At 40.8% G+C, this 25,485-nt stretch carries 25 protein-coding genes, 1 pseudogene and 1 other annotated feature; of the genes and pseudogenes, 18 read left to right on the top strand and 8 right to left on the bottom strand.

Going from position 1 to position 25,485, the window contains the following annotated elements; all coding sequences use genetic code 11:
- Positions 1 to 212 precede the first annotated feature (212 nt).
- Positions 213 to 452, bottom strand: a pseudogene (locus Xvie_RS09045) (DUF2813 domain-containing protein); the annotation flags it as partial.
- Positions 453 to 668: 216 nt separating this feature from the next.
- Between Xvie_RS09045 and Xvie_RS09050 the strand changes: the two are divergent.
- The 5 genes from Xvie_RS09050 to artM all read left to right on the top strand — a co-directional run bounded on the left by Xvie_RS09050 (position 669) and on the right by artM (position 4,756).
- Positions 669 to 1,571: a LysO family transporter gene (locus Xvie_RS09050; RefSeq protein WP_086109001.1), complete on the top strand. Its 903-nt coding sequence runs from the start codon at positions 669 to 671 to the stop codon at positions 1,569 to 1,571.
- 226 nt (positions 1,572 to 1,797) lie between these two features.
- Positions 1,798 to 2,526 (top strand): arginine ABC transporter ATP-binding protein ArtP, encoded by a 729-nt coding sequence (gene artP, locus Xvie_RS09055; protein ID WP_086109002.1) that lies wholly within the window; start codon positions 1,798 to 1,800, stop codon positions 2,524 to 2,526.
- Positions 2,527 to 2,625: 99 nt separating this feature from the next.
- On the top strand, positions 2,626 to 3,363 hold the full coding sequence (gene artJ / locus Xvie_RS09060) for an arginine ABC transporter substrate-binding protein (RefSeq protein WP_086109003.1): 738 nt from the start codon (positions 2,626 to 2,628) through the stop codon (positions 3,361 to 3,363).
- A gap of 11 nt (positions 3,364 to 3,374) precedes the next feature.
- Positions 3,375 to 4,088 carry an arginine ABC transporter permease ArtQ gene (gene artQ / locus Xvie_RS09065; RefSeq protein ID WP_086109004.1) on the top strand — a complete coding sequence of 238 codons (714 nt, stop codon included), beginning with the start codon at positions 3,375 to 3,377 and terminating at the stop codon, positions 4,086 to 4,088.
- A complete protein-coding gene (gene artM / locus Xvie_RS09070; RefSeq protein ID WP_086109133.1) occupies positions 4,088 to 4,756 on the top strand; it encodes an arginine ABC transporter permease ArtM in 669 nt (222 codons plus the stop codon). The genes artQ and artM overlap by 1 nt, the downstream gene beginning before the upstream one ends.
- A gap of 87 nt (positions 4,757 to 4,843) precedes the next feature.
- Here artM and rlmC read toward each other — a convergent pair whose 3' ends face one another.
- The 3 genes from rlmC to Xvie_RS09085 form a co-directional block, all read right to left on the bottom strand.
- Positions 4,844 to 5,977, bottom strand: a complete 1,134-nt coding sequence (gene rlmC / locus Xvie_RS09075; protein WP_086109005.1) for a 23S rRNA (uracil(747)-C(5))-methyltransferase RlmC — start codon at positions 5,975 to 5,977, stop codon at positions 4,844 to 4,846.
- A gap of 24 nt (positions 5,978 to 6,001) precedes the next feature.
- Complete coding sequence (locus Xvie_RS09080; protein ID WP_086109006.1) at positions 6,002 to 6,517, bottom strand: type III secretion system chaperone family protein; 516 nt, start codon at positions 6,515 to 6,517, stop codon at positions 6,002 to 6,004.
- Positions 6,518 to 6,605: 88 nt separating this feature from the next.
- Positions 6,606 to 6,911, bottom strand: a complete 306-nt coding sequence (locus Xvie_RS09085) for a YbjC family protein (protein ID WP_086109007.1) — start codon at positions 6,909 to 6,911, stop codon at positions 6,606 to 6,608.
- A gap of 211 nt (positions 6,912 to 7,122) precedes the next feature.
- On the opposite strand from Xvie_RS09085, the gene Xvie_RS09090 reads away from it, so the two are divergent.
- The 3 genes from Xvie_RS09090 to Xvie_RS09100 all read left to right on the top strand — a co-directional run bounded on the left by Xvie_RS09090 (position 7,123) and on the right by Xvie_RS09100 (position 10,780).
- Positions 7,123 to 7,386, top strand: a complete 264-nt coding sequence (locus Xvie_RS09090; RefSeq protein ID WP_086109008.1) for a GrxA family glutaredoxin — start codon at positions 7,123 to 7,125, stop codon at positions 7,384 to 7,386.
- A 502-nt stretch (positions 7,387 to 7,888) separates the two neighbouring features.
- The gene (ybjG, locus tag Xvie_RS09095; protein WP_086109009.1) at positions 7,889 to 8,497 is read left to right on the top strand and encodes an undecaprenyl-diphosphate phosphatase; all 609 of its coding nucleotides are present in this window, start codon (positions 7,889 to 7,891) and stop codon (positions 8,495 to 8,497) included.
- 972 nt (positions 8,498 to 9,469) lie between these two features.
- Positions 9,470 to 10,780, top strand: a complete 1,311-nt coding sequence (locus Xvie_RS09100; protein ID WP_086109010.1) for an HAAAP family serine/threonine permease — start codon at positions 9,470 to 9,472, stop codon at positions 10,778 to 10,780.
- A gap of 130 nt (positions 10,781 to 10,910) precedes the next feature.
- Here Xvie_RS09100 and Xvie_RS09105 read toward each other — a convergent pair whose 3' ends face one another.
- Positions 10,911 to 12,119 carry a serine hydrolase gene (locus Xvie_RS09105; protein ID WP_167376251.1) on the bottom strand — a complete coding sequence of 403 codons (1,209 nt, stop codon included), beginning with the start codon at positions 12,117 to 12,119 and terminating at the stop codon, positions 10,911 to 10,913.
- Positions 12,120 to 12,314: 195 nt separating this feature from the next.
- Here Xvie_RS09105 and Xvie_RS09110 point away from each other — a divergent pair, with 195 nt between their 5' ends.
- Positions 12,315 to 12,935: a glutathione S-transferase family protein gene (locus tag Xvie_RS09110; protein ID WP_086109012.1), complete on the top strand. Its 621-nt coding sequence runs from the start codon at positions 12,315 to 12,317 to the stop codon at positions 12,933 to 12,935.
- Positions 12,936 to 12,954: 19 nt separating this feature from the next.
- Here Xvie_RS09110 and Xvie_RS09115 read toward each other — a convergent pair whose 3' ends face one another.
- A complete protein-coding gene (locus tag Xvie_RS09115; RefSeq protein WP_086109013.1) occupies positions 12,955 to 13,809 on the bottom strand; it encodes an SDR family oxidoreductase in 855 nt (284 codons plus the stop codon).
- Between the two features lie 332 nt (positions 13,810 to 14,141).
- Positions 14,142 to 14,263, top strand: a sequence feature (His leader region).
- Between the two features lie 56 nt (positions 14,264 to 14,319).
- On the opposite strand from Xvie_RS09115, the gene hisG reads away from it, so the two are divergent.
- Genes hisG through hisIE form a run of 8 tightly spaced genes read left to right on the top strand, consistent with a single transcriptional unit; the run spans position 14,320 to position 21,503 of the window.
- Positions 14,320 to 15,219 (top strand): ATP phosphoribosyltransferase, encoded by a 900-nt coding sequence (hisG, locus tag Xvie_RS09120; RefSeq protein ID WP_086109014.1) that lies wholly within the window; start codon positions 14,320 to 14,322, stop codon positions 15,217 to 15,219.
- 2 nt (positions 15,220 to 15,221) lie between these two features.
- Positions 15,222 to 16,568, top strand: coding sequence for a histidinol dehydrogenase (hisD, locus tag Xvie_RS09125; RefSeq protein ID WP_167376252.1), 1,347 nt, complete (start codon positions 15,222 to 15,224; stop codon positions 16,566 to 16,568).
- 9 nt (positions 16,569 to 16,577) lie between these two features.
- Complete coding sequence (hisC, locus tag Xvie_RS09130) at positions 16,578 to 17,696, top strand: histidinol-phosphate transaminase (protein WP_086109016.1); 1,119 nt, start codon at positions 16,578 to 16,580, stop codon at positions 17,694 to 17,696.
- Positions 17,693 to 18,760, top strand: a complete 1,068-nt coding sequence (hisB, locus tag Xvie_RS09135; RefSeq protein ID WP_086109017.1) for a bifunctional histidinol-phosphatase/imidazoleglycerol-phosphate dehydratase HisB — start codon at positions 17,693 to 17,695, stop codon at positions 18,758 to 18,760. Before hisC ends, hisB begins: the two co-directional genes overlap by 4 nt.
- Before the next feature lie 23 nt (positions 18,761 to 18,783).
- Positions 18,784 to 19,374, top strand: coding sequence for an imidazole glycerol phosphate synthase subunit HisH (hisH, locus tag Xvie_RS09140; RefSeq protein ID WP_086109018.1), 591 nt, complete (start codon positions 18,784 to 18,786; stop codon positions 19,372 to 19,374).
- Between the two features lie 4 nt (positions 19,375 to 19,378).
- Positions 19,379 to 20,116 (top strand): 1-(5-phosphoribosyl)-5-[(5-phosphoribosylamino)methylideneamino]imidazole-4-carboxamide isomerase, encoded by a 738-nt coding sequence (gene hisA, locus Xvie_RS09145; RefSeq protein ID WP_086109019.1) that lies wholly within the window; start codon positions 19,379 to 19,381, stop codon positions 20,114 to 20,116.
- A complete protein-coding gene (hisF, locus tag Xvie_RS09150; RefSeq protein ID WP_086109020.1) occupies positions 20,098 to 20,874 on the top strand; it encodes an imidazole glycerol phosphate synthase subunit HisF in 777 nt (258 codons plus the stop codon). The genes hisA and hisF overlap by 19 nt, the downstream gene beginning before the upstream one ends.
- On the top strand, positions 20,868 to 21,503 hold the full coding sequence (gene hisIE, locus Xvie_RS09155; protein ID WP_086109021.1) for a bifunctional phosphoribosyl-AMP cyclohydrolase/phosphoribosyl-ATP diphosphatase HisIE: 636 nt from the start codon (positions 20,868 to 20,870) through the stop codon (positions 21,501 to 21,503). The genes hisF and hisIE overlap by 7 nt, the downstream gene beginning before the upstream one ends.
- A 150-nt stretch (positions 21,504 to 21,653) precedes the next feature.
- Here hisIE and yiaY read toward each other — a convergent pair whose 3' ends face one another.
- Positions 21,654 to 22,805 (bottom strand): L-threonine dehydrogenase, encoded by a 1,152-nt coding sequence (yiaY, locus tag Xvie_RS09160; protein WP_086109022.1) that lies wholly within the window; start codon positions 22,803 to 22,805, stop codon positions 21,654 to 21,656.
- Positions 22,806 to 22,974: 169 nt separating this feature from the next.
- On the opposite strand from yiaY, the gene Xvie_RS09165 reads away from it, so the two are divergent.
- Positions 22,975 to 23,466, top strand: a complete 492-nt coding sequence (locus tag Xvie_RS09165; RefSeq protein WP_086109023.1) for a YbaK/prolyl-tRNA synthetase associated domain-containing protein — start codon at positions 22,975 to 22,977, stop codon at positions 23,464 to 23,466.
- A 361-nt stretch (positions 23,467 to 23,827) separates the two neighbouring features.
- Here the strand turns inward: Xvie_RS09165 and gndA are convergent, their stop codons facing one another.
- Positions 23,828 to 25,234, bottom strand: coding sequence for an NADP-dependent phosphogluconate dehydrogenase (gndA, locus tag Xvie_RS09170; protein WP_086109024.1), 1,407 nt, complete (start codon positions 25,232 to 25,234; stop codon positions 23,828 to 23,830).
- Positions 25,235 to 25,485: the final 251 nt, after the last annotated feature.

A 25,485-nucleotide genomic window follows, 5' to 3' on the forward strand; every position in this document is an offset into this window, starting at 1 on the left:
ATATGACTTCTAGTTATTTCATCTTACTGTAGACAACATCAACGTAACCTATCAACAGGATATTTCTAATAAGAAAAATGTCTGATTATTTTCTTCTACCCCAGATTTTACCCTAAACAGGTTCAAACGGAAGTAGCCAAAATTCAACGCTCAATTGACTTCCCCCTCGCCAGACAAACAATTCTAGAAAGCATCTTCATTAAAAGTAATGGGAATGTCAGGATAATTTGTAAATCACATTTTCTTTCGGAGTTTTCATCCCAAGTGTGATAAAAATCAAACTCATTAAAGTAATAAAGTTCCGGTTTGGGTGACAATAAGACCGTAAAGGCACCTAAAAGTCTGGATTTACCCCACGCATTTTCACCAATCAGAATCATATTCTCATCAAATACCAGTGATAATTGGTTTATACCTCTAAAACCGGAAATTTCTACACGTTCCAGAAACATACCTTTTTCTTTTCCACATCGGATTTACTTAATTTTATTTATAACACCCATTCTATTAGAGATTAAAAATGCGTTGAGTTTCAGTGTGTTTCCCTTTATCCTATTTGTTACTTTAGTGTAAATTTTTTGTTTCCGTGTATTTACTGGCCTTTATGACTGGTTTTAGTTATCAGAACTAGATAAAAAGATGTTTTTTATTAGATAAGGATGTGAATCATGTATTCAGGACTGTTTATTATTCTCCTGCCTTTGGCTCTGGGCTACCTTATTCATCTGAATAATAAATCGATGCTAATCCTTGTGCATCGGCTACTCAATGTCATGGTTTATGCCATTCTCATTCTGATGGGCGTCAGCCTCGCCATCCTGGAAAATCTGGGCAGTAATTTACTTTCTATTTTGCTGTATGCTATGACGTTTTTCCTATGCACTTTTATAATTAATATATTAGCGCTTTACCTCTTGGATAAACGAGATCCGTGGATTATTAGTGCACATAAACAGGAAAAACCGCCTTCCCAGTTACATATGGCATTAGATTCCGTCAAATTATGTGGTGCATTAATATTAGGATTTCTTATTGGGTTAACAAACTGGTCATGGTTTCATTTTTCCAGCCGTGCCAGTGAAATTACCCTAATTTTTTTACTATTTCTGGTTGGAATTCAACTACGCAATAATGGTATGAGCTTAAAAAAAACGCTGTTAAATCGCCGTGGCACGATTATCGCTATCGTTGTTGCCATAAGCTCTTTGCTTGGCGGTGTGTTGGCCGCATTTATTCTGGGATTGCCCATCAAAACAGGCCTTGCCATTGCATCTGGGTATGGTTGGTATTCACTTTCCGGCATTTTAATTTCTGACGCTTATGGGCCAGTGCTTGGTAGTACTGCATTTTTCAATGATCTGGCTCGTGAACTGGCATCAATCATGCTCATTCCTATGTTAATAAACCGCTACCGTTCAACCGCATTAGGTTTAACCGGCGCTACTTCAATCGACTTTACCTTACCAATATTACAACGCTGTGGCGGTATAAGTATCGTGCCAGCAGCCATCGTTAATGGTTTTATATTGAGCTTAATGACTCCTTTTTTCATCGCATTTTTTACTCAATAAAGAGCAATTTTGCTTTGATGCACAGACTGAATGGAAAAACTTTTTTGATATAAAAATCAGACTATCAGACCAATAAACAAGCAAAAAACAATCTAAAAAAACTCCACCGACTTGATTAATTAACTTACCAATTCGATTAAAATAACAATTTTTCACGGACATTATTGCATAGTTATGCGTACAAGATTAATATCACATCAATCAATTAACTATTCATATTTTTCGCATGAGCATTCAATTAAAAAACATCAATTGTTTCTATGGCTCACATCAGGCTCTGTTCGATATCAATTTTGAATGTACATCGGGAGAAACTGTTGTGTTACTGGGACCCAGTGGTGCCGGGAAGAGCTCTTTGCTGCGTGTCTTGAACCTACTGGAGATGCCTCGTTCCGGGCTGCTCAATGTGGTAACGCACCAATTTGATTTCAAACAACAGCCTAACTACAAAGAAGTTCTAGCATTACGACAAAAAGTTGGTATGGTCTTCCAACAATACAATCTGTGGCCACACTTAACTGTGATGGATAATTTGATTGAAGCGCCTTGCCGAGTATTGAAACAATCTAAACAACAAGCACGGGAAAAGGCAGCAAAACTACTTTCCCGACTTCGTTTGGACGAATTCTCCAACCGTTTTCCACTGCACCTTTCTGGTGGACAACAACAGCGGGTTGCTATTGCCCGTGCATTAATGATGGAGCCTCAGGTTCTATTATTTGATGAACCCACTGCCGCACTCGATCCCGAAATCACCTCTCAAATTATTGACATTATTAAAGAATTAGCCGAAACCGGTATCACTCAAGTTATCGTAACCCATGAAGTGGAGTTCGCCCGTAAAACAGCAAGTCAAGTTGTATATATGGAGCAAGGGCATATTATTGAAAAAGGTGACACAACTCATTTTATTCGCCCTCAGACAGAAGCTTTTGCTCATTATTTATCACACTGAAATACCATACTGAACCTGTAAACCCGATAGATTTCAAGCAACGACATAACCAATACAGTAGTTATCAGCCATAAAGTTCATGAACAACAGGATATTGCTATGAAAAAATTATTGTTTGCAGCTCTGTTGAGTGTAGCAACCTTATCAGCAACCGCAGCAGAGAACCACACTCTCCATTTTGCAACAGAAGCGTCTTACCCTCCATTTGAATTTATTGATGCAAACAATAAGATTCAGGGATTCGACGTCGATTTGGCGAATGCCATATGTGCAAAGCTCAACACAAAATGTACTTTCACCAATCAAGCTTTCGATAGCCTCATTCCCAGCCTGAAATTCCGCCGTTTTGATGCTCTGATGGCGGGTATGGATATTACACCAGACCGCCGGAAACAAGTTGATTTCACCCACACCTATTATGATAACTCTGCCATTTTCGTTGCGCTCAAAGGAAAATTTGATCAAATCTCAGCTCTCAAAGGTAAACAAGTAGGGATCCAGAATGGAACTACACATCAGAAGTATTTGATGGATCAGCATAAAGAGATTAAGACCATACCTTATGACAGCTACCAAAATGCAATCCTTGATTTGAAAAATGGTCGTATTAATGCTGTATTTGGTGATACTGATGTTGTCAATGAATGGCTGAAAAAGAACAAAGAATTAAGCACTGTTGGCGATAAAGTGACAGACAAAAACTATTTTGGTATCGGTTTAGGAATTGCGGTTCGCAAAGGCAATACTGAATTGCTAGATAAACTGAATAAAGCACTAGCAGAAGTTAAACAAGACGGTACTTACGATACCATCTATAAAAAATGGTTCAAACAATAAACTAAATCCTAATGAATGAACTTCAATCTTTAATCAATGCCGCCGGAATTACCGTCGGCCTTGCTATTTCTTCGCTGATCATCGGTTTAATTCTGGCAATGCTTTTTGCCACATGGGAATCCATTCGCTGGAAACCTATCGCGTTTTTAGGCTCCTGCTGGGTTACATTGCTCCGAGGGCTACCTGAGATTTTAGTTGTTCTCTTCATCTATATTGGAGGTTCACAACTTCTGATTATGTTGTCCAACGGTTTTGATATCAATCTTATAGTCTGGCACTTTAGAGTACAGATGAAAACTAACAACTCTATTAACCCTTTCCTATGCGGCATTATTGCCCTGTCCCTGCTCTATTCCGCTTATGCTTCACAAACACTACGGGGGGCATTAAAAGCTGTCCCAATAGGGCAATGGGAAGCTGGACAAGCTTTAGGATTAAGTCAAAGTCGCATCTTTTTTCGCTTGATTATGCCTCAGATGTGGCGCCATGCCCTGCCAGGGCTTGGCAATCAATGGTTAGTTTTGTTAAAAGATACCGCCTTGGTTTCATTAATCAGTGTTAATGACTTAATGTTTCAAGCAAAAACTATTGCAACCCGAACTCAGGAACCATTCACATGGTATATGATTGTTGCTGCAATCTATCTGATAATTACCTTGGTCAGTCAGTTTATTCTCAAACAAATTGAAATGCGCACCACCCATTTTGAACGGAGTGTTTCATGATGCTTGAGCATATCAAGGAAATTTTACCCGGTTTGCAAACCAGTCTCAGTTTGACTTTCGCAGCACTTTTGACCGCATTCATGCTATCCATTGTCCTGACCATGATTTTGACAATGAAATTGCCTGTGCTTTCTCAATTGATAAAAGTCTATATCACGTTATTTACTGGAACCCCACTCCTCGTTCAGTTTTTTTTGATTTACTACGGGCCGGGACAATTTCCTTCGCTCAAAGAATATCCATGGTTATGGCAATTAATATCAGAACCGTGGTTATGTGCAGTGGTTACACTGGCATTGAATAGCACTGCCTATTCGACCCTGCTATTTTACGGGGCTGTCAAAGCAATTCCTGTGGGACAATGGCAATCTTGCCAAGCTCTCGGTATGTCTAAAGCACATTCTATGCGCATTCTGTTGCCTTATGCTTTGAAGCGAGCGCTCTCTTCCTATTCCAATGAAGTCGTATTGATTTTCAAGAGTACTTCGCTGGTTAGTACAATCACCCTATTAGATATTATGGGATATAGTCAGCTTCAATACGGGCGCAATTATGATGCGATGATATTTGTTGCTGCAGGTATTATTTATCTCTGCATCAATGGTCTTTTAACACTGCTGATGCGCATGATTGAACAACGTTCCTTATTATTTGAACATCGTAATTAATCAATCTTTATACTGAATTACCTGCCTTTACTTCTCTTTCCCGTGATAACGATAAGTTATCACGGGATAATCATATAAATCAGGCTATTAATTTACATCAAGAACTAACAGTGCCAATGTTTCATAATGTTCGGTATGAGGAAACATATCGAATAATTGAATTTTCTCTATTCGATATTGTTTAAGCATGGTTATATCTTTTGCCATCGTCTGAGCATTACAACTCGAATAGAGCACAAATTTTGGTGCCATCCGGCTAAGATATTCACAAAGTTCCTTACCAATTCCTCTCCGAGGAGGGTTGACCAGTACTAATTCAGGTATTTGTGATTTATCAAGGGCGAAATGTGTCGAATCCAGCGCCTGAAAGTCCACCTGTTCCAATCCAAGACTTTCAGCGGAATTTTTGGCACAACTAATCGCTTCTGCACTAATCTCAATACCCGTCAGCCTGGTCTTTTTATCTGCACAATGCAGACCAAAACCACCAGCACCGCAAAACAGATCCCACATACTGCTGATACTCAATTCCCTAACCCAACGTCCGGCTGTTGCATACAGTTCAGAAGCAACATCTGGATTCGTTTGGAAAAAACTGCGCGGACGAATATACAGCGGAATACCGTTAAAAACTTCCATCAACATCTTGCGTTCAGTAAAAATGATTTCCTTTTCACCTTCCAGAATCGCCATATGAGTTGGTTGAATATTGGCGGAAATTACTGCTGCTTGTGGTAACTTTTCCTTTAACCAAGGTAAAGCCTGCTCCAACTGAACCAATTTTGTTTCTGAACGCAAGACAAAACGCAGCATCATTTCACCATTAGCGCAACTTTCTGTCAGAAGAATATATTTTAATTCTCCTTTCTTACGTTCGACGTTGTACGGAACCAGACCAGCTCTGGCGATAAAGGTTTTTATTACGGCAAATACTGTCTGAAAATATTTTGGATACAGCGGGCAATCACAAAGATCTACCGTTCTACCATCACGATGCAACATACCAAGCAAGGGGCGCTCAACACTGCCACTGACTACCATCTTGGCTTTATTACGAAACTCTCTAGTTTTGCTGGTCACTGGCGATAGCCAATGTACTACTGATGATTCCTGTAAAAGTTGTTTTAAATGTTTTTGTTTATCAGATAATTGTTGTGAATAGGACTTATCGAGCCACTGGCAGGAGTGACAATGCCCCGCGGTATACTGCACACATTGCATTGTAAAAAACCGTATTAAAAAATATTAGTGCAAAGTAAATGTTGATGTTTCCGTTGAGGTCAAAGATTCTTCATCTTCATTTTCAACTTCTACCTCACTTTCCATATCATGACTGACATAGAGAAGATTATTGCTGTGAATCTCAAAAATCACATTAGCAATTTGTTCTTCACCCTGCTGTATAAAATTGGAAAATTGTTTGAAAGTCATTCCAGCTGCAACTGGGAATGCCTGACAAACAATCAACTTAGGCAAGTTTTCATCCTGAACATCAAGAAATGCCTTCACAGTGAGGGAGCTGGCATTAATCTGACTCAAATTAGCAACCAGTGGAATTATCGCAGTTGGCCTGACCTCAGCCAGAGCAGACAGCAATACTACATCACCCAATAGATCGATCTTGGCATCAAACAGGCCATCAATATTCTGCATATGAGGCAAATGCAAGACTGAGCCTGAATCATTCTCAAAATAAGAGATCTTGAGTTGTTCAAGCCACGTGCGCAAAATTGACAAATCGGGAATAACCATAGAATCCATCGAATTAACCTCATATGACCGAGAAGTTATACATACTACCTAAGGGAAATTACCAGTGAGTAGCAGAATGAACAATAACTAATCTACTTTATTTTTCATCATCAGTGATAGTCTGATGGTTTTTATCCGCTTTCTTATGATCTATTCCCAAAAAGGAAAGATTATAGACCGCACGCCAGATAATATGGATAGCTGCGGGTATCAAACAACCAATGCCCAATAAGATCATAGCAATGTGCGCTTCTGTCGTCATTAATAAAGGTGATAGAATTATGCTATCAGTTATCGACAAGTAAGCCAGAACTAATAGGCCAACCCCCAATACCTCAAATAAAATTAACAACTTAGGCATATCAGCCAATGAGCGCATCTCTTTTGATGGGTTAATACTCATTCTTTGACCTGTTCCAGCCTAAAAAATAGATTTTTCATTACTTAATAGACTTCAGTAAATTACAGTAAGCCTATCATACCTGAATCTCTCTTATTGGCGTGGCTAATTACAATAAAAGGTAATTCCTGCTTTTTTTTATTAAAACTTGCAGGCATAGTAACTTTAGATGACATTCTATGAAGTTCATAATTATTACCACTAAGGAGTTTGTATGTACACTGTCATTTTTGGCCGCCCTGGTTGCCCATATTGTGTTCGTGCCAAAGAGCTAGCGGAGAAACTAAAAACAGAGCGCGATGACTTTGATTATCGCTATATCGATATCTGGGCCGAAAACATCACCAAAGACGACCTATCAAAAACAGTGGGCAAACCTGTTGAAACTGTTCCTCAGATATTTATTGACGAGAAACACATCGGTGGTTGCACAGATTTTGAAGCTTATGCCAAAGAAAATTTGGAACTATACAAATAACCGAACCAAATAACTAGCCAGAAAATCGGTCGTCAAAAACCTGCTATCCAGTCATAAGCCTTTCTCCTACTGGATAGTAATAACCCTAACCATACCATCCATCAAAAAAGACTCCATACTCTTGAAAAAATTTTGTGATTTTTTTCTCAAGGATGAGAACTTTCACATCATAATGTAGTCTTAACTATTGCCACTGCTTTTCTTTGATGTCCCCATATTGAGGAGCCCGATAGTCATCCACTTTGGTTAAAGACTATCGGGTTTTTTGTTGTTCGCGACAGTTGTTCATAACGCCAGTTACGAGTTACTTGCAAGATAGCAGTTATCTTTAGTGACTATCATAATCTCTGTGTTATTAACTTATGCAACATCAATAAATATTAAATAAAATTATGGTTCTCTTTTTTATGAGCTATATATTGTAAAATTACTGTTTTTAACGAGCAAGTTGATAAAATAGAATCATCCTGTTTGCGTCAATATCTCGCTTGTGAGGCTTACTTTGCTAGAACAACTTAACCACAATTTGTTTACTTTTATCAATGCCACGCCAGTTTCTCCACCAGCAATGATTTCGCTTGCCATCTTTATAGCGAAATATTGCGTATTTATTTATCCTATCACATTGGGTATTTGCTGGCTTTGGGGAAAAGAAAAGGCCATTGCATCTCAACGCATAGTTGTCAGTAAATCTTGCATTGCTTTTGCCTTTGGCATGACTGCCTCCTATATTATCGGAACAATTTTTCCACATCCCCGACCATTTGTTGAAGGTTTTGGCTATAACTTTCTCTACCACGCTCCTACGGCATCTTTTCCCAGCAATCACGGTATAGCTGTCTTTACTTTCGCCTTAGCATTTGTATTTTGGCACCGGATTTGGTCAGGCTTATGTTTAATATTCCCTGCCTGCGTGATTGCTTGGTCTCGTGTCTACGTGGGGGTTCACTGGCCAATCGATATGGTGGGCGCATTTTTAGTCAGCCTGTTAGGGTGTGCTTTTTCCCAAATACTTTGGAACCAATATGGAGAGCATTTACAAAATAAACTAATTCAACTTTACCAATTCTGCTGTGCATTTATGATTAAAAAAGGATGGGTAAAAAATTAATCAAATGCAACCTCGATAGATTTCAAATAGCGTCATAGAAACAAGCCTCCCATGTATATGGACAACTATGCACCAGCTACATAAACAACTATGTGGCCGGTGCCATTGGTATGGTTGAATATGGTATTATTCCACCCAATAAATCATTAACATTTATTTTACTTTTCATGGTGAATCCACATATTAGAATAAAATCTTTCATTATATTTAACAATATACAACAGAAAAATGATTACTATTTCTTTATAAATCAAAATAAAACAAAAAAACTTTTCACGTAAAAATTGCTTATCTTTAAATCCTTATGAATGCATAATCAATAAAATCTACATATTCATTTAAAGAATGAATACCATACAAAACAAAAAAATATAAAATTTACTCTTATTTATCAATAAATTGAATTTATTTCATTACAAATTAAAATAAAAATATTGACAGTTATGATTTAATTTCAATCTATACTAACATCAAACAAGAACTTTCATTAATGTGTAAATATTATTAAGTAGAAAATCAGATAGATATTAGAATTTAAGATGAAAATAATGATACACTCTATTAACAGATATTGAACTTTACTTCATTTAATATTTCATCAACATTTAGGAAAATATTTATAACAACTTTCATTTTCCATATAAATCTTGCAATTGCGAGAGTGATCACGGTACATTTCAATGAAAATAACTATATTCTTTTATCAAAATTCCGAGGTTAGATTTTTAGATTAAGAATCAAAAAAGCAAAGTAGATGAGTTGGAAAATCCTTTGTTTTTAATAAGCAGCTAAATGAACAGATTTCAGTCAACTTATTAATGTAACAATAATGTAATAAGAAAGACGTTTAGATAAACACCAGCGCAATATCTGACAACTTATACATATAAAAAATCTGACTCGTGCATTTAATTAATGTGCGGGTTTAGCAGTTTTTAAATTTTACTTTACCGCGTTATTTCGGAGATATTTATGGACACGTCTCAATCAGGTTCAATCGCATCCTCTGCTTCTTCTGGTAAAAGCGATTACACTACCTGGCGTAAATCAGACACTGTATGGATGCTAGGATTATATGGCACAGCGATTGGTGCCGGCGTTTTATTTCTTCCCATCAATGCCGGTATTGGTGGTTTGATTCCACTCATCATCATGGCAATTCTTGCTCTTCCTATGACATTTTTTGCTCACCGTGGAATGTGTCGTTTTGTTTTATCAGGTAAAAGCAGCGGTGAAGATATCACCGGCGTAGTAGAAGAACATTTTGGTAAAGTTGCAGGTTTTCTGATCACTATCCTCTATTTCTTTGCCATTTATCCTATTCTGCTTGTATACAGTGTTGCGTTAACCAATACGGTAGAAAGCTTTATTGTGCATCAGTTGCAAATGAGTGCCCCTCCACGTGCATTGCTGGCGTTGGCATTACTTCTTGGTGTGATGAGCATTATCCGCTTCGGTGAAAAAGCCATAGTTAAGGCTATGAGTGTATTGGTATTCCCATTTGTCACCGTTTTGATGCTACTGGCGCTGTATTTAATTCCTCATTGGAACACCACTATCTTTGATACCTTGACGTTGGACAATACTATGTCTTCCGCAAGCAATCATGGCCTGCTGTTTACTCTGTGGCTGGCAATTCCTGTTATGGTTTTCTCCTTTAACCATTCGCCAATCATCTCAGCCTTCGCAGTTGCAAAACGTGAAGAGTATGGTGAGCATGCAGAAAAAAAATGTTCACGTATTCTGGCCTACGCCCATATCATGATGGTGTTGACAGTAATGTTCTTTGTTTTCAGCTGTGTACTGAGTTTATCACCTGAAAACTTGGCAGAAGCAAAAGCACAGAACATCACTATTCTGTCCTATCTGGCTAACCACTTCCGCGTACCAACTATTGAGTATATTGCCCCACTTATCGCTTTTATTGCTATTACCAAATCTTTCCTTGGCCACTATCTCGGTGCTCGTGAAGGCTTTAACGGCATTGTAAACAAAGCAATGATGAATACTCGTGGGAAAACTATTCAGCACAAGACACTGAATCGTATCACCAGCCTCTTCATGTTAATCAGTGCTTGGTTCGTGGCTACACTTAACCCGAGTATCCTGAATATTATTGAGTCACTGGGTGGGCCGATTATTGCGATGATCCTGTTTATCATGCCAATGTACGCAATCAGCAAAGTTCCAGCTATGCGTAAATATGCAGGTAAACCAAGCAATATTTTTGTTGTTGTGACGGGTTTAATTGCTATTTCAGCAGCAGTTTACTCCGTGATGTAATCAAAACCCATGCGCTGATCTTTTCAACAACCGTACCTAAAAAATGCCAGTCACCAAAAAAAATTGACTGGCATTTTTTTATTTATACAGCGTTATATAGCGATGTGGATTTCTTTTGTCTTTTAAATACCTACTTACCGAAAATCGAGTTAAACCAGCCAATAACCGTTTTTACAACGAGATCCCACATACGCCCAAAGAAACCACTTTCTTCCACTGCTTCTTTAACTACTAATGGACGCTGGTCAATGACTTTATTATTCAGCACAAAGTCCACTGTACCTACAACTTGATTCTGAACTAATGGTGCTTCAAGTGAAGCATTATTCAAAGTAAAACTCGCTTTCAAATTTCCTATTTGTCCACGGGGAACTATCACCGAAGCATCTTTTTCCACTCCCAATGCGACTTCCGAACGAGTTCCATACCATACTTTTTCCGTCACCAATGTATTACTGGCCTTTAACGGTGTAGCAGACTCATAAAAACGAAATCCCCATGACAAAAGTTTTTCACTGTCAGAAAAACGCACACGATCACTGGGAGCGCCCAAGACTACTGAAATCAAACGCATTGGTCCCTCAGTTGCCGAGGCCACAAGATTATAACCAGCCCCACTTGTATGTCCGGTTTTAACACCATCTACGTTCATGTTCTTATTCCACAACAGACGGTTGCGGTTAGGTTGGCGGATGTTGTTAAAAGTAAATTCTTTTTCTTTATTCAAGGCGTATTCTTCCGGCACATCACGGATCATGGCCTGACTCAAAAGAGCCATATCATGGGCGGTGCTATACTGCCCTGCCGCATCCAGACCATGCACTGTCTTAAAGTGGGTATTCGTCAATCTTAGTGTTTTCGAGTACTTATTCATCAAATCAACGAAAGCATCCTGACTGCCTGCTACATAATCTGCAAGTGCAATGCTGGCATCATTACCGGATTGAATTACAATACCGCGGTTCAGATCAATCACCTTAACCCGGTCACCCGGCTTCAAAAACATCAGGGATGAACCCCTAAGTATTGGATTTCCTGTAGCCCAAGCATCTTTACCAACGGTTACCATACCTTCCATAGAAATTTTCCCTGACTTAATCGCCTGCCCAATGACATAGCTGGTCATCATCTTCGTTAAGCTGGCTGGATCTAACCGTTCATCCGCGTTATGTGAAGCTAAGATTTTTCCACTGGAATAATCCATCAACACATAAGCTTTTGCATCAATTTCAGGTGCTGCGGGCTGTTCCATTGCGTATACGTTGACACTTGTCAACCAAAAAACACTCAAGCCAAAAGTAAAAAATTTAATTATCGGTATTTGCTGCTTTTTTTTCATAATCGCTCACCTTTTTCTCTACTATTCAACTTTGTGTCGTGTCTACAGAGTAAATATAAAAATAAAAACTCTATTAATATAGGATGTTATGAGGAAAGACTCCAACCCAATAACGTAAAGATTTTTCTGTTATCCAACTGGTTTTATTGTCATATTATCAATAGATAAGAATGTTCTGACATTAAGGAGAAAATCATGTTGACAATCTGGGGCCGTAAAAATTCATCAAACGTAAAAAAAGTTCTTTGGTGCTTGGAAGAGCTAAGTGTGCCATATCAACAAATTGATATCGGTGGCAAATTTGGCAAACTCAACGACCCTGAATACCTGCGGATGAATCCCAATGCAGTTATTCCTTGTTTACAAGAAGACGACTTTATCTTATGGGAATCCAACGCAATTATTCGTTACATTGCTGCAAAATTTGGCAAAGATAGCCTTTACCCGTCCGATCTTCAAGAAAGAGCCAGCATTGAAAAATGGATGGATTGGGTAGGCTGCAACCTCTTCCCTCCCATTAAACAATTTATGATCAGCTTTGTCAGAACACCGGAAGAACAACGCGATCCTAAAATCATCGCCCAATCCTTAGCAGAGATTGAAAAATTACTGAAAATTGTCGATAACACCCTAAGCAATCAACAATATCTTTCCGGCGACAAATTTGGCATGGCTGATATTGCCCTAGCCCCACTGGCCTATTTATGGTTAAGCGTAGAAGTAGAGCGCCCATCTCTGCCAAACCTAGAACGCTGGTATCAATTACTGACCCAAAGACCTGCTTTTAAAAAGATTGTTATGATAGAAATAAACTAAGCTTTTACTGGTTATTTCATTAGCTCATTGGCATTCTGCCGGGATCTGGGAACTGATACTTAAATTCTAGCTCCCGACAGATACGACTACCATCAACAATCTTGCTTTCGATTTCGGCCCGGCTTCCAATTTCTACCTTGTTTTCGATTTCCGACTGCAAAAATTCTGGCGGAGTCAGATTGAGCTGACGACTGGCTAAAGGATAAAACTCAGCTCTTTTCGGATGTATTGGTGCACATAAATTAAAAATATGCCCGCCCTCCGGTTGTTGAATTAGAAGCTTAATGGCAGAAATGACATCATCTTGATGGACCAAATTGACCGCATTTTCTCCCCCTTTGAGTGCCCTTTTTCCTGCGAGAAAACGCCCTGCATGGCGCCCATTCCCCACCAAACCAGCCAAACGTATTATATCGACCGATGTATTCGGGAGTCGATGCAGCCAATTTTCCAACTCAACTAACGCTTTTGCTGATTCAGTCTCAGGGCGCAATGGTTCATCTTCATTGAGATAACCAACAGACGAGCCATAAACTGAAGTTGAACTAGTAAAAATAATCCGCGGAACCGAATATGAAAGCGCAGTATCAACAACCAACTGCACTGCTTTTACATATTTTTCCCCACCGCCAACACCACTAACAGGCAATGTTAAAACCAACACATCAACAGACATTAATTGATCAAGAGTGTCTGCATCACAGGTAATCTGAGGATCCAAATCCAATAGGTAGCAATCTATCCCACACATACATGCAGCTTCAACACCATCTGGTGTTGTTTTACTACCAACTACCTGCATCCCTCCGCTTTGTAGTGCTTGTGCCAATGGCATTCCTAACCAGCCCAATCCAATAATGGAAATTTTTCTCACTATGATTCTCCCAAGAGCAATACTATTTTTATTCTTAGGCCATTATGTGACCATAACTAACATTACTCATATAACCACTTAATGACAACTAAACAAATTTTGATTTTAAAACAATACCTTAATACAAGATAAACATCTTTTTTAAAAAAAGTTTGCTTTTCATACATAAAATCGTATAGGTTAAACAACAAGCAAACAATTCTTGATCGCAAATATAGCGTTGGGTATTTTCCTCATTAAATACAGCGTATTTTTGTATGAAAAATAGCACCTAACATAATGTCAAGGCGTAAACAATAGAGCTTAATGTATATGAACTGTATTCAATTTAATCATCATCACCATCATCCTGACTAGTCTTTCAGGCTGCTGTGTGCTGGAAGACATTTAACCTGTCTTCCGGTGGTATGAATACGATAAAAACCCTCGGAAGATTTTCCGGGGGTTTTTTTATTTCTGATTTCTAAGAATTAGTTACTGACTGAACACTGAGATAGGGTAAAACACAACATGCTAGATAAAACACGCTTACGCATAGCCATTCAAAAATCAGGCCGTCTTAGTGATGACTCCAGAGCATTGCTGGCTCGCTGTGGTATTAAAATCAATTTACAGCAACAACGCCTGATTGCATTCGCTGAAAATATGCCCATCGATATTCTGCGTGTCCGCGATGATGATATTCCAGGTCTTGTCATGGATGGTATTGTCGATTTAGGTATTATTGGGGAAAATGTCCTTGAAGAAGAATTACTGACTCGTCGGGCACAGGGAGAAGATCCTCGCTATTTAACACTACGTCGCCTTGATTTTGGCGATTGTCGGCTTTCCCTGGCAACACCTTTTGATTGTGATTATACAGGCGTGGAATGTCTGCAAGATTCCCGCATTGCTACCTCTTATCCGCACTTATTGAAACGTTATTTAGATCAAAAAGGCATCCGTTTCAAATCCTGCCTTCTCAATGGCTCAGTCGAAGTTGCTCCTCGTGCCGGACTTGCCGATGCTATCTGCGATTTAGTTTCAACAGGTGCAACGTTGGAAGCCAATGGCTTGAGGGAAGTTGAAGTCATTTATCGCTCAAAAGCCTGTTTGATCCAACGTGATGGAGAAATGCCAGAAGCCAAACAACAACTCATTGACAAACTGATGCTCCGCATCCAAGGCGTCATTCAGGCACGAGAATCCAAATACATCATGCTACATGCTCCCAGCGACAAACTGGAAGAAATTATTTCCCTGCTTCCGGGTGCAGAACGCCCTACTATTTTGTCATTGGCAGGTGCACAAAATCGTGTAGCCATGCATATGGTCAGTAGTGAAACACTATTCTGGGAAACAATGGAAAAACTTAAGGCATTAGGTGCCAGCTCCATTCTGGTTCTGCCAATTGAAAAAATGATGGAGTAGCTTTGATGAACACCAATTTTAAGACCATCATCCGCTGGCAAGAATGCACGCCAGAACAACAAAAAATATTGCTGACACGTCCGGCAATTGCTGCATCCGACAATATTTCCAACACAGTTAAACAGATTCTGGAAACCGTAAAAACACGCGGAGATCAAGCATTACAAGAATTCAGCCAACGCTTCGATAAAACAACTATTGAAACCATTCAGATTCCTGCAAATGAAGTGAATGCCGCCGCTGATCGCCTGACTCCAGAAATCAAGCAGGCCATGCAGCTGGCCATGAACAATATTCGCCAGTTCCACGAGGCTCAAAAACCAGCAGAGATTGATATTGAAACACTACCAGGCGTTCGCTGCCAACAAGTTACACGTCCGATAGATTCAGTAGGACTCTATATTCCCGGAGGCTCTGCCCCACTACCTTCCACGGTCTTAATGCTAGGTACGCCCGCCAATATTGCAGGTTGCCGCAAAGTCATCCTATGTTCTCCCCCCCCCATTGCAGATGAAATACTCTATGCTGCGCAACTATGTGGGATCAGCGAAATATTTCAAATTGGTGGGGCACAAGCGATTGCAGCTATGACATTCGGAACCGAATCCGTTCCCAAAGTAGATAAAATTTTTGGCCCCGGAAACGCATGGGTTACAGAAGCCAAACGTCAGGTAAGCCAACAAATCGACGGTGCAGCAATCGACATGCCCGCCGGCCCATCCGAGGTACTGGTTATTGCTGACAGCAGAGCCAATCCTATATTCACAGCAGCGGATCTACTTTCACAAGCGGAACACGGCCCAGATTCCCAAGTAATACTGGTAACCCCCGATGAAAACTTGGCAGAACAAGTTATCCGTGAAATTGAAACCCAGCTCGCAACTTTGCCACGCCAGCAGATCGCAATACAAGCCTTGCAAGCTAGCAGGATCATTATTACTGAAGATCTTACTCAATGTGTGATCATCAGCAATCAATATGGCCCTGAGCACCTGATTATTCAGACTTGTCAGCCTGAACAACTGGTTGAGCAGATTACCAACGCTGGTTCCATTTTTCTCGGTGACTGGTCACCTGAATCCGCTGGAGATTACGCTTCTGGCACTAATCACGTTCTGCCTACCTATGGCTATACTTCAACCTATTCTAGCCTCGGCCTGGCTGATTTCCTGAAAAGAATGACCGTTCAGCGGCTCACTCCCCAAGGATTAAGAAATCTCGCACCAACTATTGAAACACTGGCACAGGCAGAGCAGCTCATCGCGCACAAAAATGCTGTTACGTTACGCATGACCGCTTTGAATAACGCAGATTTAGAACCACGGGGTTTGATAACCATAAAAAGTTAAGGAACAATCATGAGTACGGTTTTTGATATCAATTCATTGGCAAGAGAAAACATTCGCAAATTAGTCCCTTATATGTCTGCCCGTCGTCTGGGTGGTCATGGTGATATTTGGTTAAATGCGAATGAATACCCCATTGCACCCAATTTCCAACTCACTGAAAACACACTCAATCGCTATCCGGAATGTCAACCAGCAACAGTAATTCAACGTTATGCTGATTACGCTGGCCTGCTACCTGAGCAAGTTCTTGTCAGTCGTGGAGCAGATGAATCTATCGAATTACTGATCCGGGTTTTTTGCGAGCCAGGGCGTGATGCTGTAATGTTTTGCCCACCAACCTATGGCATGTACGGCGTTAGCGCCGAAACCTTCGGTATAGAGCAGAAAAAGATCCCTGTCAGCACCAACTGGCAACCAGATATCACCTCCATCAAAAATAATTTGGATCGCGTCAAATTAATTTACATCTGTAGTCCCAACAACCCTACAGGCAATCTCATTGATCCTGCGGCATTACGCCAGATCCTTGAATTGGCCCGTAACCGTGCCATCGTTGCTATTGACGAAGCCTACATCGAATTTTACCCACAACATGTAACTACCCATGCTACCACTCGCTGGCTACAAGACTATCCTCACTTAGTCATTTTGCGAACCCTCTCGAAAGCTTTTGCTTTAGCTGGATTGCGTTGTGGATTTACGCTGGCTTCTGCCGATATCATCGCGCTGATGCTAAAAGTGATTGCGCCTTATCCACTTGCTGCACCTATCGCAGATATTGCAGCACAAGCGCTGACTGAAACGGGTATCCAAACAATGAGAAACCGAGTGGAAGAGATCATCAGCAATCGGGCTTATCTTCAGCAAGCGCTCAGTAAGTTGACATTGGTTGACAACGTGTTTCCAAGCGAAACTAATTATATTTTGGTGAAATTTATTAATGCAGAGTTCGTATTCAGAACGCTATGGGAGCAAGGGATCATCTTGCGTGATCAAAGTAAACAGCCGGGGCTAGAGAATTGTCTGCGCATTACTATCGGCAGCAGGAGTGAATGTGAACAGTTAGTCAGTGCCGTTAGTGCACTTTCCAACCAAAATCAACAAATCAAGGAAACTGAGAACCCATGAGCCAGAAAATGCTTTTTCTTGACCGCGATGGAACATTAATCATCGAGCCACCTAGTGACTATCAAATTGATCGCCTTGATAAATTGGCTTTTGAAGCCGATGTGATCCCCGCCTTATTGTCCCTGCAAAAAGCCGGATATAAATTAGTGATGATCACTAATCAGGACGGATTAGGTACGGCCAGTTTTCCGCAAGCAAATTTTGAACCCCCTCATGCCTTAATGATGCAAGTTTTCACCTCACAAGGTATCCATTTTGAAGAAGTGCTGATTTGCCCACATAAACCAGAAGATAACTGTCATTGCCGTAAACCAAAACTCGGATTGGTACAAAAATACCTGATCGAAAATACTATTGATACTGAAAACAGCTATGTCATCGGGGATCGGGAAACCGATCTGCAATTGGCCCAGAACATGGGGATCAAGGGTATTCGTTATCATCCCGAATCATTGGGGTGGTCGTCCATTTGTGAACAACTGACCCGTATAGATCGTTATGCTCACGTTGAACGAACAACCAAAGAAACCACCATTGATATTGAAGTTTGGTTAGATCGCGAAGAAAAAAGTTGTATCAATACAGGCGTCGGTTTCTTTGATCACATGCTGGATCAGATCGCGACTCACAGTGGTTTCCGCATGAATATACAAGTCAAAGGCGATCTCTACATTGACGATCATCATACTGTTGAAGATACCGGCCTCGCATTGGGAGAAGCTCTAAAACAAGCATTGGGAGATAAACGTGGCATTGCCAGATTTGGCTTCACATTGCCAATGGATGAATGTCTTGCACGCTGTGCTCTGGATATTTCCGGTCGTCCACATCTCGAATATAAAGCCGAATTTAAGCATCAGCGTGTTGGAGATTTAAGCACAGAGATGATCGAACACTTCTTCCGTTCCCTCTCTTACACCATGGGATGTACCCTACACTTGAAAACCAAAGGCAAGAACGATCACCATCGGGCAGAAAGTCTGTTTAAAGTCTTTGGCCGGACATTGAGGCAAGCCATTCGCATAGAAGGCGATACTTTACCGAGTTCTAAAGGTGTTTTATAGGAAATGTTATAAAGGACATCATGATGAACGTTGTTATTCTAGATACAGGTTGCGCTAACCTTGCTTCTGTTACCTATGCCATCCGTCGCTTAGGCTATAAGCCTATTGTGAGTTTAGACGCGGATATTGTACAAACAGCCGATAAACTATTTCTACCGGGAGTGGGTACAGCTACTGCCGCAATGAAACAACTTGAACAGCGACAATTAATCCCTTTGATTCATTCTCTTACCCAACCTGTATTGGGTATCTGCCTCGGCATGCAATTACTTGCCAAAGTCAGTGCAGAGGGAGATAACATTCCTCTACTGAAATTAATTGACACACCAGTCGAAAAAATAATGACCGCAGGTCTGCCATTACCACATATGGGCTGGAATCAAGTAAAAGCACAGGCAGATAACCCACTGTTCCGCAATATTGTCAATAATTCCCGTTTCTATTTTGTTCATAGCTATGCTCTGCCTGTTGGTGAGTTTACGATTGCCCAAACCGAATATGGCAATACATTCAGCAGTGCCATTGCAAAAGATAATTTCTTTGGTGTGCAATTTCATCCTGAGCGCTCAGGTGCATCAGGCGCACAATTACTAAAAAATTTTTTGGAGATGTAAGCGCATGATTATACCTGCATTAGATTTAATTGATGGAAATGTAGTGCGCCTGCATCAAGGAAATTATGACCAACGTCGGGATTATGGCAGCTTTCCACTCTCCCGATTACAACGATATGAACAGGAAGGCGCTAAATGGCTGCATTTGGTGGATCTCACTGGCGCAAAAGATCCCGCCAAACGCCAAATTGCACTTTTGAAAAAGCTCCTGGCAGGAGTTACTATTCCCGTTCAAGTCGGTGGAGGAATTCGTTCAGAGGCAGATGTAAAAGCATTACTTGAAGCAGGAGCAAGCCGAGTTGTAATTGGCTCTACTGCAATTACACAACCTGAATTAGTCAAGCAATGGTTTCAACAATATGGGGCAGAAGTAATTGTACTGGCGCTGGACATCCGCATCAATGCAGAGGGGGTTAAACAAGTTGCCATCAGTGGTTGGCAGGAAAACAGCAATGCCACTCTTGAGTATATTATTGAACAATATCTCCCTGTTGGGCTAAAACATGTTTTATGTACCGATATTTCCCGTGATGGCACATTAAGCGGCTCTAATATTGCACTCTATCAGGAAGTCAGCCAAAAATATCCACAAATCCAATTTCAAGCCTCCGGTGGTATTGGCAGCCTCACCGATATTTCTCCCCTGCCTGCATCTGGTGCCGCAGGTGTTATTGTCGGACGTGCATTACTGGAAGGAAAATTTACACTGACGGAGGCTATCCAATGTTGGCAAAACGCATAATTCCATGCCTGGATGTCCGTGATGGGCAGGTTGTCAAAGGCGTACAATTCCGTAACCACGAAATTATTGGTGACATTGTTCCTCTCGCGCAGCGCTATGCCCAAGAGGGCGCTGATGAGTTGGTATTTTATGATATTGCCGCCTCTTCCGACGGTCATGTGGTCGATAAAAGCTGGGTATCGAAAGTCGCTGAAGTCATCGATATTCCTTTCTGCGTGGCGGGTGGTATTAAAACTGTCGAAGAAGCCGGACAAATCCTCGCATTTGGTGCAGATAAAATTTCCATCAACTCTCCAGCCTTAGCTGATCCAGATTTGATTAACCGTTTGGCTGATCGCTACGGTGTCCAATGTGTCGTCGTGGGTATTGATACATGGTTTGATGAAAAAACAAACAGCTATCAGGTTTATCAGTTTACAGGAGATGAAAAGCGCACAACCGCAACACGCTGGCAGACTTTGGATTGGGTCAAAGAAGTACAACAACGTGGCGCTGGTGAAATCGTTCTGAACATGATGAATCAGGATGGTGTCCGTAATGGCTATGATCTTACCCAGCTAAAATTAGTGCGTGATGTCTGTTCTGTGCCGCTGGTTGCTTCCGGGGGAGCAGGTGCACAAGAACATTTTCTGGATGCTTTTCAACTTGCAAATGTTGATGGAGCTTTGGCTGCTTCCGTTTTCCACAAACAGATCATTAATATCTGTGAACTCAAACAATATCTTGCTATACAGGGGGTAGAGGTTAGAACATGTTGACAACACGACGATTAACAACTCAAGAAATTGAGAAACTGGATTGGAAAAAAGTGGATAACCTGATGCCCGTCATCGTCCAACATGCCACCTCTGGAACAGTGTTAATGATGGGCTACATGAATCAGAAGGCACTGAATGTAACGCTCAATTCTGGCAAAATAACTTTTTTTTCCCGAACTAAACAGCGATTGTGGACAAAAGGCGAAAGCTCCGGTCATTTTTTGAATCTGGTAGAAATCTACCCCGACTGTGACAACGATACTCTACTTGCTTTAGTGAATCCTGTTGGTCCAACCTGCCATAAAGGTACTGAGAGCTGCTTTGCTCCCGCACAAACCGAATGGGCTTTTCTCTATGAATTGGAACAGCTACTGGCAAGCCGAAAAAATTCCCCACCGGACAGTTCCTATACCGCTCGCTTATATGCCAGTGGAACAAAACGCATCGCCCAAAAAGTTGGCGAAGAAGGTGTAGAAACCGCGTTAGCAGCTACAGTGAATGACAGAGAAGAGTTGACTAATGAAGCCGCAGATTTGATCTATCACCTGCTAGTTTTACTCCAGGATCAAGAACTCAATCTCAGTAGTATCATCCGCCAACTGCGGGAACGGCACTCAACCAAAGAATAATTTTAGTTGCAGACAATAACGTTTAAAAACAACAGCCACTTCACTCATGAGTGCATACCTAAACGAAGTGGCTTCTTTAGTGCCAGTTCACCATAAAAATGGCGAAATTACTGGAATAACCTTACTGTTTGTTACATTGCGATGAACTGACTACATTGCCGCTTTAAAGATAGCAACGATTTCTTCATGTGAAGCTTGAATCGGATTGGTGAATCCACAAGCATCTTTCAACGCATTAGTCGCCAATGTAGGCAGATCTTCCTCTTTTACATTTAATTCGGACAAACCTGATGGAATATTCACATCTTTTGCTAATTTACTGATCGCTTGAATACAGGATTCAGCACCTTGCTCATCGTTTAGAAAATTAACTTCAATTCCCATAGCTGCGGCAATCTCTTTCAGGCGTGCAGCAGAAACTTTTGCATTGAATTTCTGTACGTGAGGCAGTAAGACCGCATTACAGACACCATGTGGCAAATCATAAAATCCACCTAACTGATGTGCCATTGCATGAACATATCCCAAAGACGCATTATTAAATGCCATACCTGCCAAGAACTGGGCATAAGCCATATTCTCACGTGCTTCCATATCATTTCCATCTTCAACGGCACGCCGCAAATTATGACTAATCATTGTCACGGCTTTCAACGCGCAAGCATCAGTGATCGGATTAGCCGCCGTAGAAACATAAGCCTCAATTGCATGGGTCAATGCATCCATCCCCGTAGCGGCAGTCAATCCTTTTGGCATCCCTGTCATCAGTGCGGAATCATTGACTGACAAAATAGGCGTAACATTTTTATCCACAATTGCCATTTTGATATGACGTTCAACATCCGTAATAATACAGAAACGTGTCATTTCAGAAGCCGTTCCCGCGGTAGTATTGATGGCAATCAAAGGTAGCTGTGGCTTAGCTGAACGATCAACCCCTTCATAATCACGAATATCCCCGCCATTAGCTGCCACCAATGCAATACCTTTTGCACAATCATGCGGTGAACCACCACCTAACGAGATCACACAATCGCAACTATGCTGACGCAGAATTTCCAAACCTTTCTCAACATTAATCGTCGTTGGATTTGGATTTGTTCCATCATAAATTGCACTTTTTATTCCAACATTTGCCAGCAAAGCCTGAACTTTTCCAACAACACCAATCTCGTTTAACACACGGTCAGTGACAATCAAAGCCTGTCTGTAGCCATAATTTTTTATTAATTCGATGGCTTCAGTCATGCATCCCATGCCGATTTTATTCACTGGCGGGATAAAGAAAGTTGATGCTGTCATTTGAAACTCCTTAGATTCTACTGAAGTATTTCAAATCTCAATGTAAGAGAATTGAATTACAATGTGACACTTATCTCTCTCAGTAATTTTGACCAGAATCAATAATTGCCTATGTAAGATTAAAGAAATAGGTATCAATTCTTACTTTGAGTTTATACAGGAGAATATTTTGCTAAAAAACGATATTTTTGAATGCCTCATCACCTTATTAGATACTCACAATGCCCGCTATCGTGTTATGGAACACGCTACCGGTGGTCGTTCAGAAGAAGTGGCAAAAATACGGGGAACACATCTAGGGCAAGGTGCTAAGGGCTTGGTTTGTCATGTGAAAGGAAATGGCTATCGACAGTATATCCTTGCTGTCTTGCCTGCTGATCAACAGGCCGATCTTGCAATTCTAGCCAAACAAATGGGGGGAAGTCGGGCATCTTTGGCAAGCCCAAAAGAAGTGTCTGAGCTGACTTGTTGTGTTTTTGGTGCCATCCCACCATTTAGTTTTCATCCAGATTTAAAGTTGGTTGCCGACCCACTATTGTTTGAGCGCTATAACGAACTGGCATTCAATGCTGGAAGTCTGGAGCGTTCGATTATTTTGAATACGCAAGATTACCGTCGCATCGCTACTCCAGAATTAGTTGCTTTTCGGAAAAAAAACTGATTAAAGCTAGCTTTAAGAGAATACTAAATGAATTAAACCAAGCTTAAATCAAGTTTACATTTTGCTATAATTTAACCAGACGAAAATCGGTGATTATTATATGAATAATATTTTTCTTCTGGTAATACTTGGTTTCTGCATCCTTAGCCTAGCTGTATTTTTTTATCTCCACGATGCAGAGGTAGCACACTGGCTGGAGAGATTTGCACAACGATTGCTTAAGTGGCAACCTTCAATTTAATATTTTAATTCAATAGCTTAATTTAATACTGTGATTCAATACTTTGATTTAATAAAAAAGGTGCTGATAATTCAGCACCTTACTACACAAATGCTTATATTTTATACATAAATATAATAATCAAGCCAGCCATTCAGTGTGGAAAACACCTTCTTTATCTGTACGCTTGTAAGTATGCGCACCAAAGTAATCACGCTGCGCCTGAATCAAGTTAGCTGGCAATACAGCAGAACGATAGCTGTCGTAATAAGAGATGGCAGCAGAAAACGTCGGTGTTGGGATACCATTCTGTATGCCGTAAGAAACAACATCGCGCAGAGCTTGCTGATATTCATCTGCTATTTGTTTGAAATAAGGTGCTAACAGCAAGTTAGCGATAGCTGGATTTTCATTGTATGCATCCGTGATTTTTTGCAAGAATTGTGCACGAATAATACAACCAGCACGGAAGATCTTAGCAATTTCGCCATAATTCAGATCCCAATCGTGCTCATCTGATGCTGCCTTCAACTGTTGGAAGCCTTGCGCATAGGAAACAATCTTGCCCAAATACAGAGCACGGCGAACTTTCTCAGTAAATTCAGCTTTATCTCCGTTGAATGGCTGAGCTTCCGGGCCTGACAGCACCTTGGATGCAGCCACACGCTGATCTTTCAGGGAAGAGATATAACGTGCAAATACAGATTCAGTGATAAGTGTTACCGGCACACCCAGATCCAGCGAGCTTTGACTGGTCCATTTACCAGTACCTTTGTTGGCCGCTTCATCCAGAATCACGTCAACCAGATACTTCCCTTCTTCATCTTGTTTACGGAAAATATCGGCAGTAATTTCGATCAAGTAGCTGCTTAGCTCGCCTTGGTTCCAGTCACTGAACACTTCAGCCAATTCCTGATTACTGAGATTCAATGAATTTTTCAACAAAGAATAGGCTTCTGCAATCAGCTGCATATCACCATATTCAATGCCATTGTGAACCATCTTCACATAATGGCCTGCACCATCTGCCCCGATATAAGTAACACAAGGTTCGCCATCAACCTGAGCAGCGATCTCTTTCAGAATTGGCGCCACTAACTCATAAGCTTCTTTCTGACCACCCGGCATAATTGAAGGGCCTTTCAATGCGCCTTCTTCACCGCCAGAAACACCAGTACCGATAAAGTTAAAACCCTGAGCAGACAACTCACGATTACGGCGGATAGTATCCTGAAAATAGGTGTTGCCACCATCGATCAGAATGTCACCCTTATCCAAATGTGGCGTCAGTGATGCAATGGTCTTATCCGTAGCTTCACCAGCCTTAACCATCAACAGAATACGACGTGGCTTTTCCAGCGAATCGACAAACTCTTCAATGGAATAACTTGGAACTAATTTTTTCCCTGGATTTTCAGCAATAACTTCATCAGTTTTATCGCTGGAGCGGTTAAAAATAGATACAGAGTAACCACGGCTTTCAATATTCAACGCCAGGTTGCGCCCCATTACCGCCATACCGACAACACCGATCTGTTGTTTGGACATGAATGACTCCCGTCTAATAATGACTGCTACCCACCCAAGATGCATATCGTAATACCACATGTATTACATGCCGTATGCAACAAAACAGAGTGAGTAATTTGTTAATGAGGTCACATGTTAACTCAGGAAAGGTCATAGAGGGTAGTTATTGATGCAACCGATACCGTCAAGACGTTTTTTTGCTGAAAAAATTTCCAACTGAGATAAATCACCTATTGATATTTCGCACTTCAGTACGCATTATTTAATAG

It is taken from the genome of Xenorhabdus vietnamensis, assembly GCF_002127535.1.
Taxonomy (GTDB): domain Bacteria; phylum Pseudomonadota; class Gammaproteobacteria; order Enterobacterales; family Enterobacteriaceae; genus Xenorhabdus; species Xenorhabdus vietnamensis.

Bases quoted from the DNA above. Each gene is read 5' to 3' on its own strand.
- artQ (WP_086109004.1), top strand. From the start codon at position 3,375: ATGAATGAACTTCAATCTTTAATCAATGCCGCCGGAATTACCGTCGGC.
- hisC (WP_086109016.1), top strand. From the start codon at position 16,578: ATGAGTACGGTTTTTGATATCAATTCATTGGCAAGAGAAAACATTCGC.
- artJ (WP_086109003.1), top strand. From the start codon at position 2,626: ATGAAAAAATTATTGTTTGCAGCTCTGTTGAGTGTAGCAACCTTATCA.
- hisG (WP_086109014.1), top strand. From the start codon at position 14,320: ATGCTAGATAAAACACGCTTACGCATAGCCATTCAAAAATCAGGCCGT.
- hisA (WP_086109019.1), top strand. From the start codon at position 19,379: ATGATTATACCTGCATTAGATTTAATTGATGGAAATGTAGTGCGCCTG.
- gndA (WP_086109024.1), bottom strand. From the start codon at position 25,234: ATGTCCAAACAACAGATCGGTGTTGTCGGTATGGCGGTAATGGGGCGC.
- hisIE (WP_086109021.1), top strand. From the start codon at position 20,868: ATGTTGACAACACGACGATTAACAACTCAAGAAATTGAGAAACTGGAT.
- rlmC (WP_086109005.1), bottom strand. From the start codon at position 5,977: ATGCAATGTGTGCAGTATACCGCGGGGCATTGTCACTCCTGCCAGTGG.
- yiaY (WP_086109022.1), bottom strand. From the start codon at position 22,805: ATGACAGCATCAACTTTCTTTATCCCGCCAGTGAATAAAATCGGCATG.
- hisF (WP_086109020.1), top strand. From the start codon at position 20,098: ATGTTGGCAAAACGCATAATTCCATGCCTGGATGTCCGTGATGGGCAG.
- artM (WP_086109133.1), top strand. From the start codon at position 4,088: ATGCTTGAGCATATCAAGGAAATTTTACCCGGTTTGCAAACCAGTCTC.
- artP (WP_086109002.1), top strand. From the start codon at position 1,798: ATGAGCATTCAATTAAAAAACATCAATTGTTTCTATGGCTCACATCAG.
- Xvie_RS09080 (WP_086109006.1), bottom strand. From the start codon at position 6,517: ATGGATTCTATGGTTATTCCCGATTTGTCAATTTTGCGCACGTGGCTT.
- hisB (WP_086109017.1), top strand. From the start codon at position 17,693: ATGAGCCAGAAAATGCTTTTTCTTGACCGCGATGGAACATTAATCATC.
- Xvie_RS09085 (WP_086109007.1), bottom strand. From the start codon at position 6,911: ATGAGTATTAACCCATCAAAAGAGATGCGCTCATTGGCTGATATGCCT.
- hisH (WP_086109018.1), top strand. From the start codon at position 18,784: ATGAACGTTGTTATTCTAGATACAGGTTGCGCTAACCTTGCTTCTGTT.
- Xvie_RS09090 (WP_086109008.1), top strand. From the start codon at position 7,123: ATGTACACTGTCATTTTTGGCCGCCCTGGTTGCCCATATTGTGTTCGT.
- Xvie_RS09050 (WP_086109001.1), top strand. From the start codon at position 669: ATGTATTCAGGACTGTTTATTATTCTCCTGCCTTTGGCTCTGGGCTAC.
- Xvie_RS09105 (WP_167376251.1), bottom strand. From the start codon at position 12,119: ATGAAAAAAAAGCAGCAAATACCGATAATTAAATTTTTTACTTTTGGC.
- Xvie_RS09110 (WP_086109012.1), top strand. From the start codon at position 12,315: ATGTTGACAATCTGGGGCCGTAAAAATTCATCAAACGTAAAAAAAGTT.
- Xvie_RS09100 (WP_086109010.1), top strand. From the start codon at position 9,470: ATGGACACGTCTCAATCAGGTTCAATCGCATCCTCTGCTTCTTCTGGT.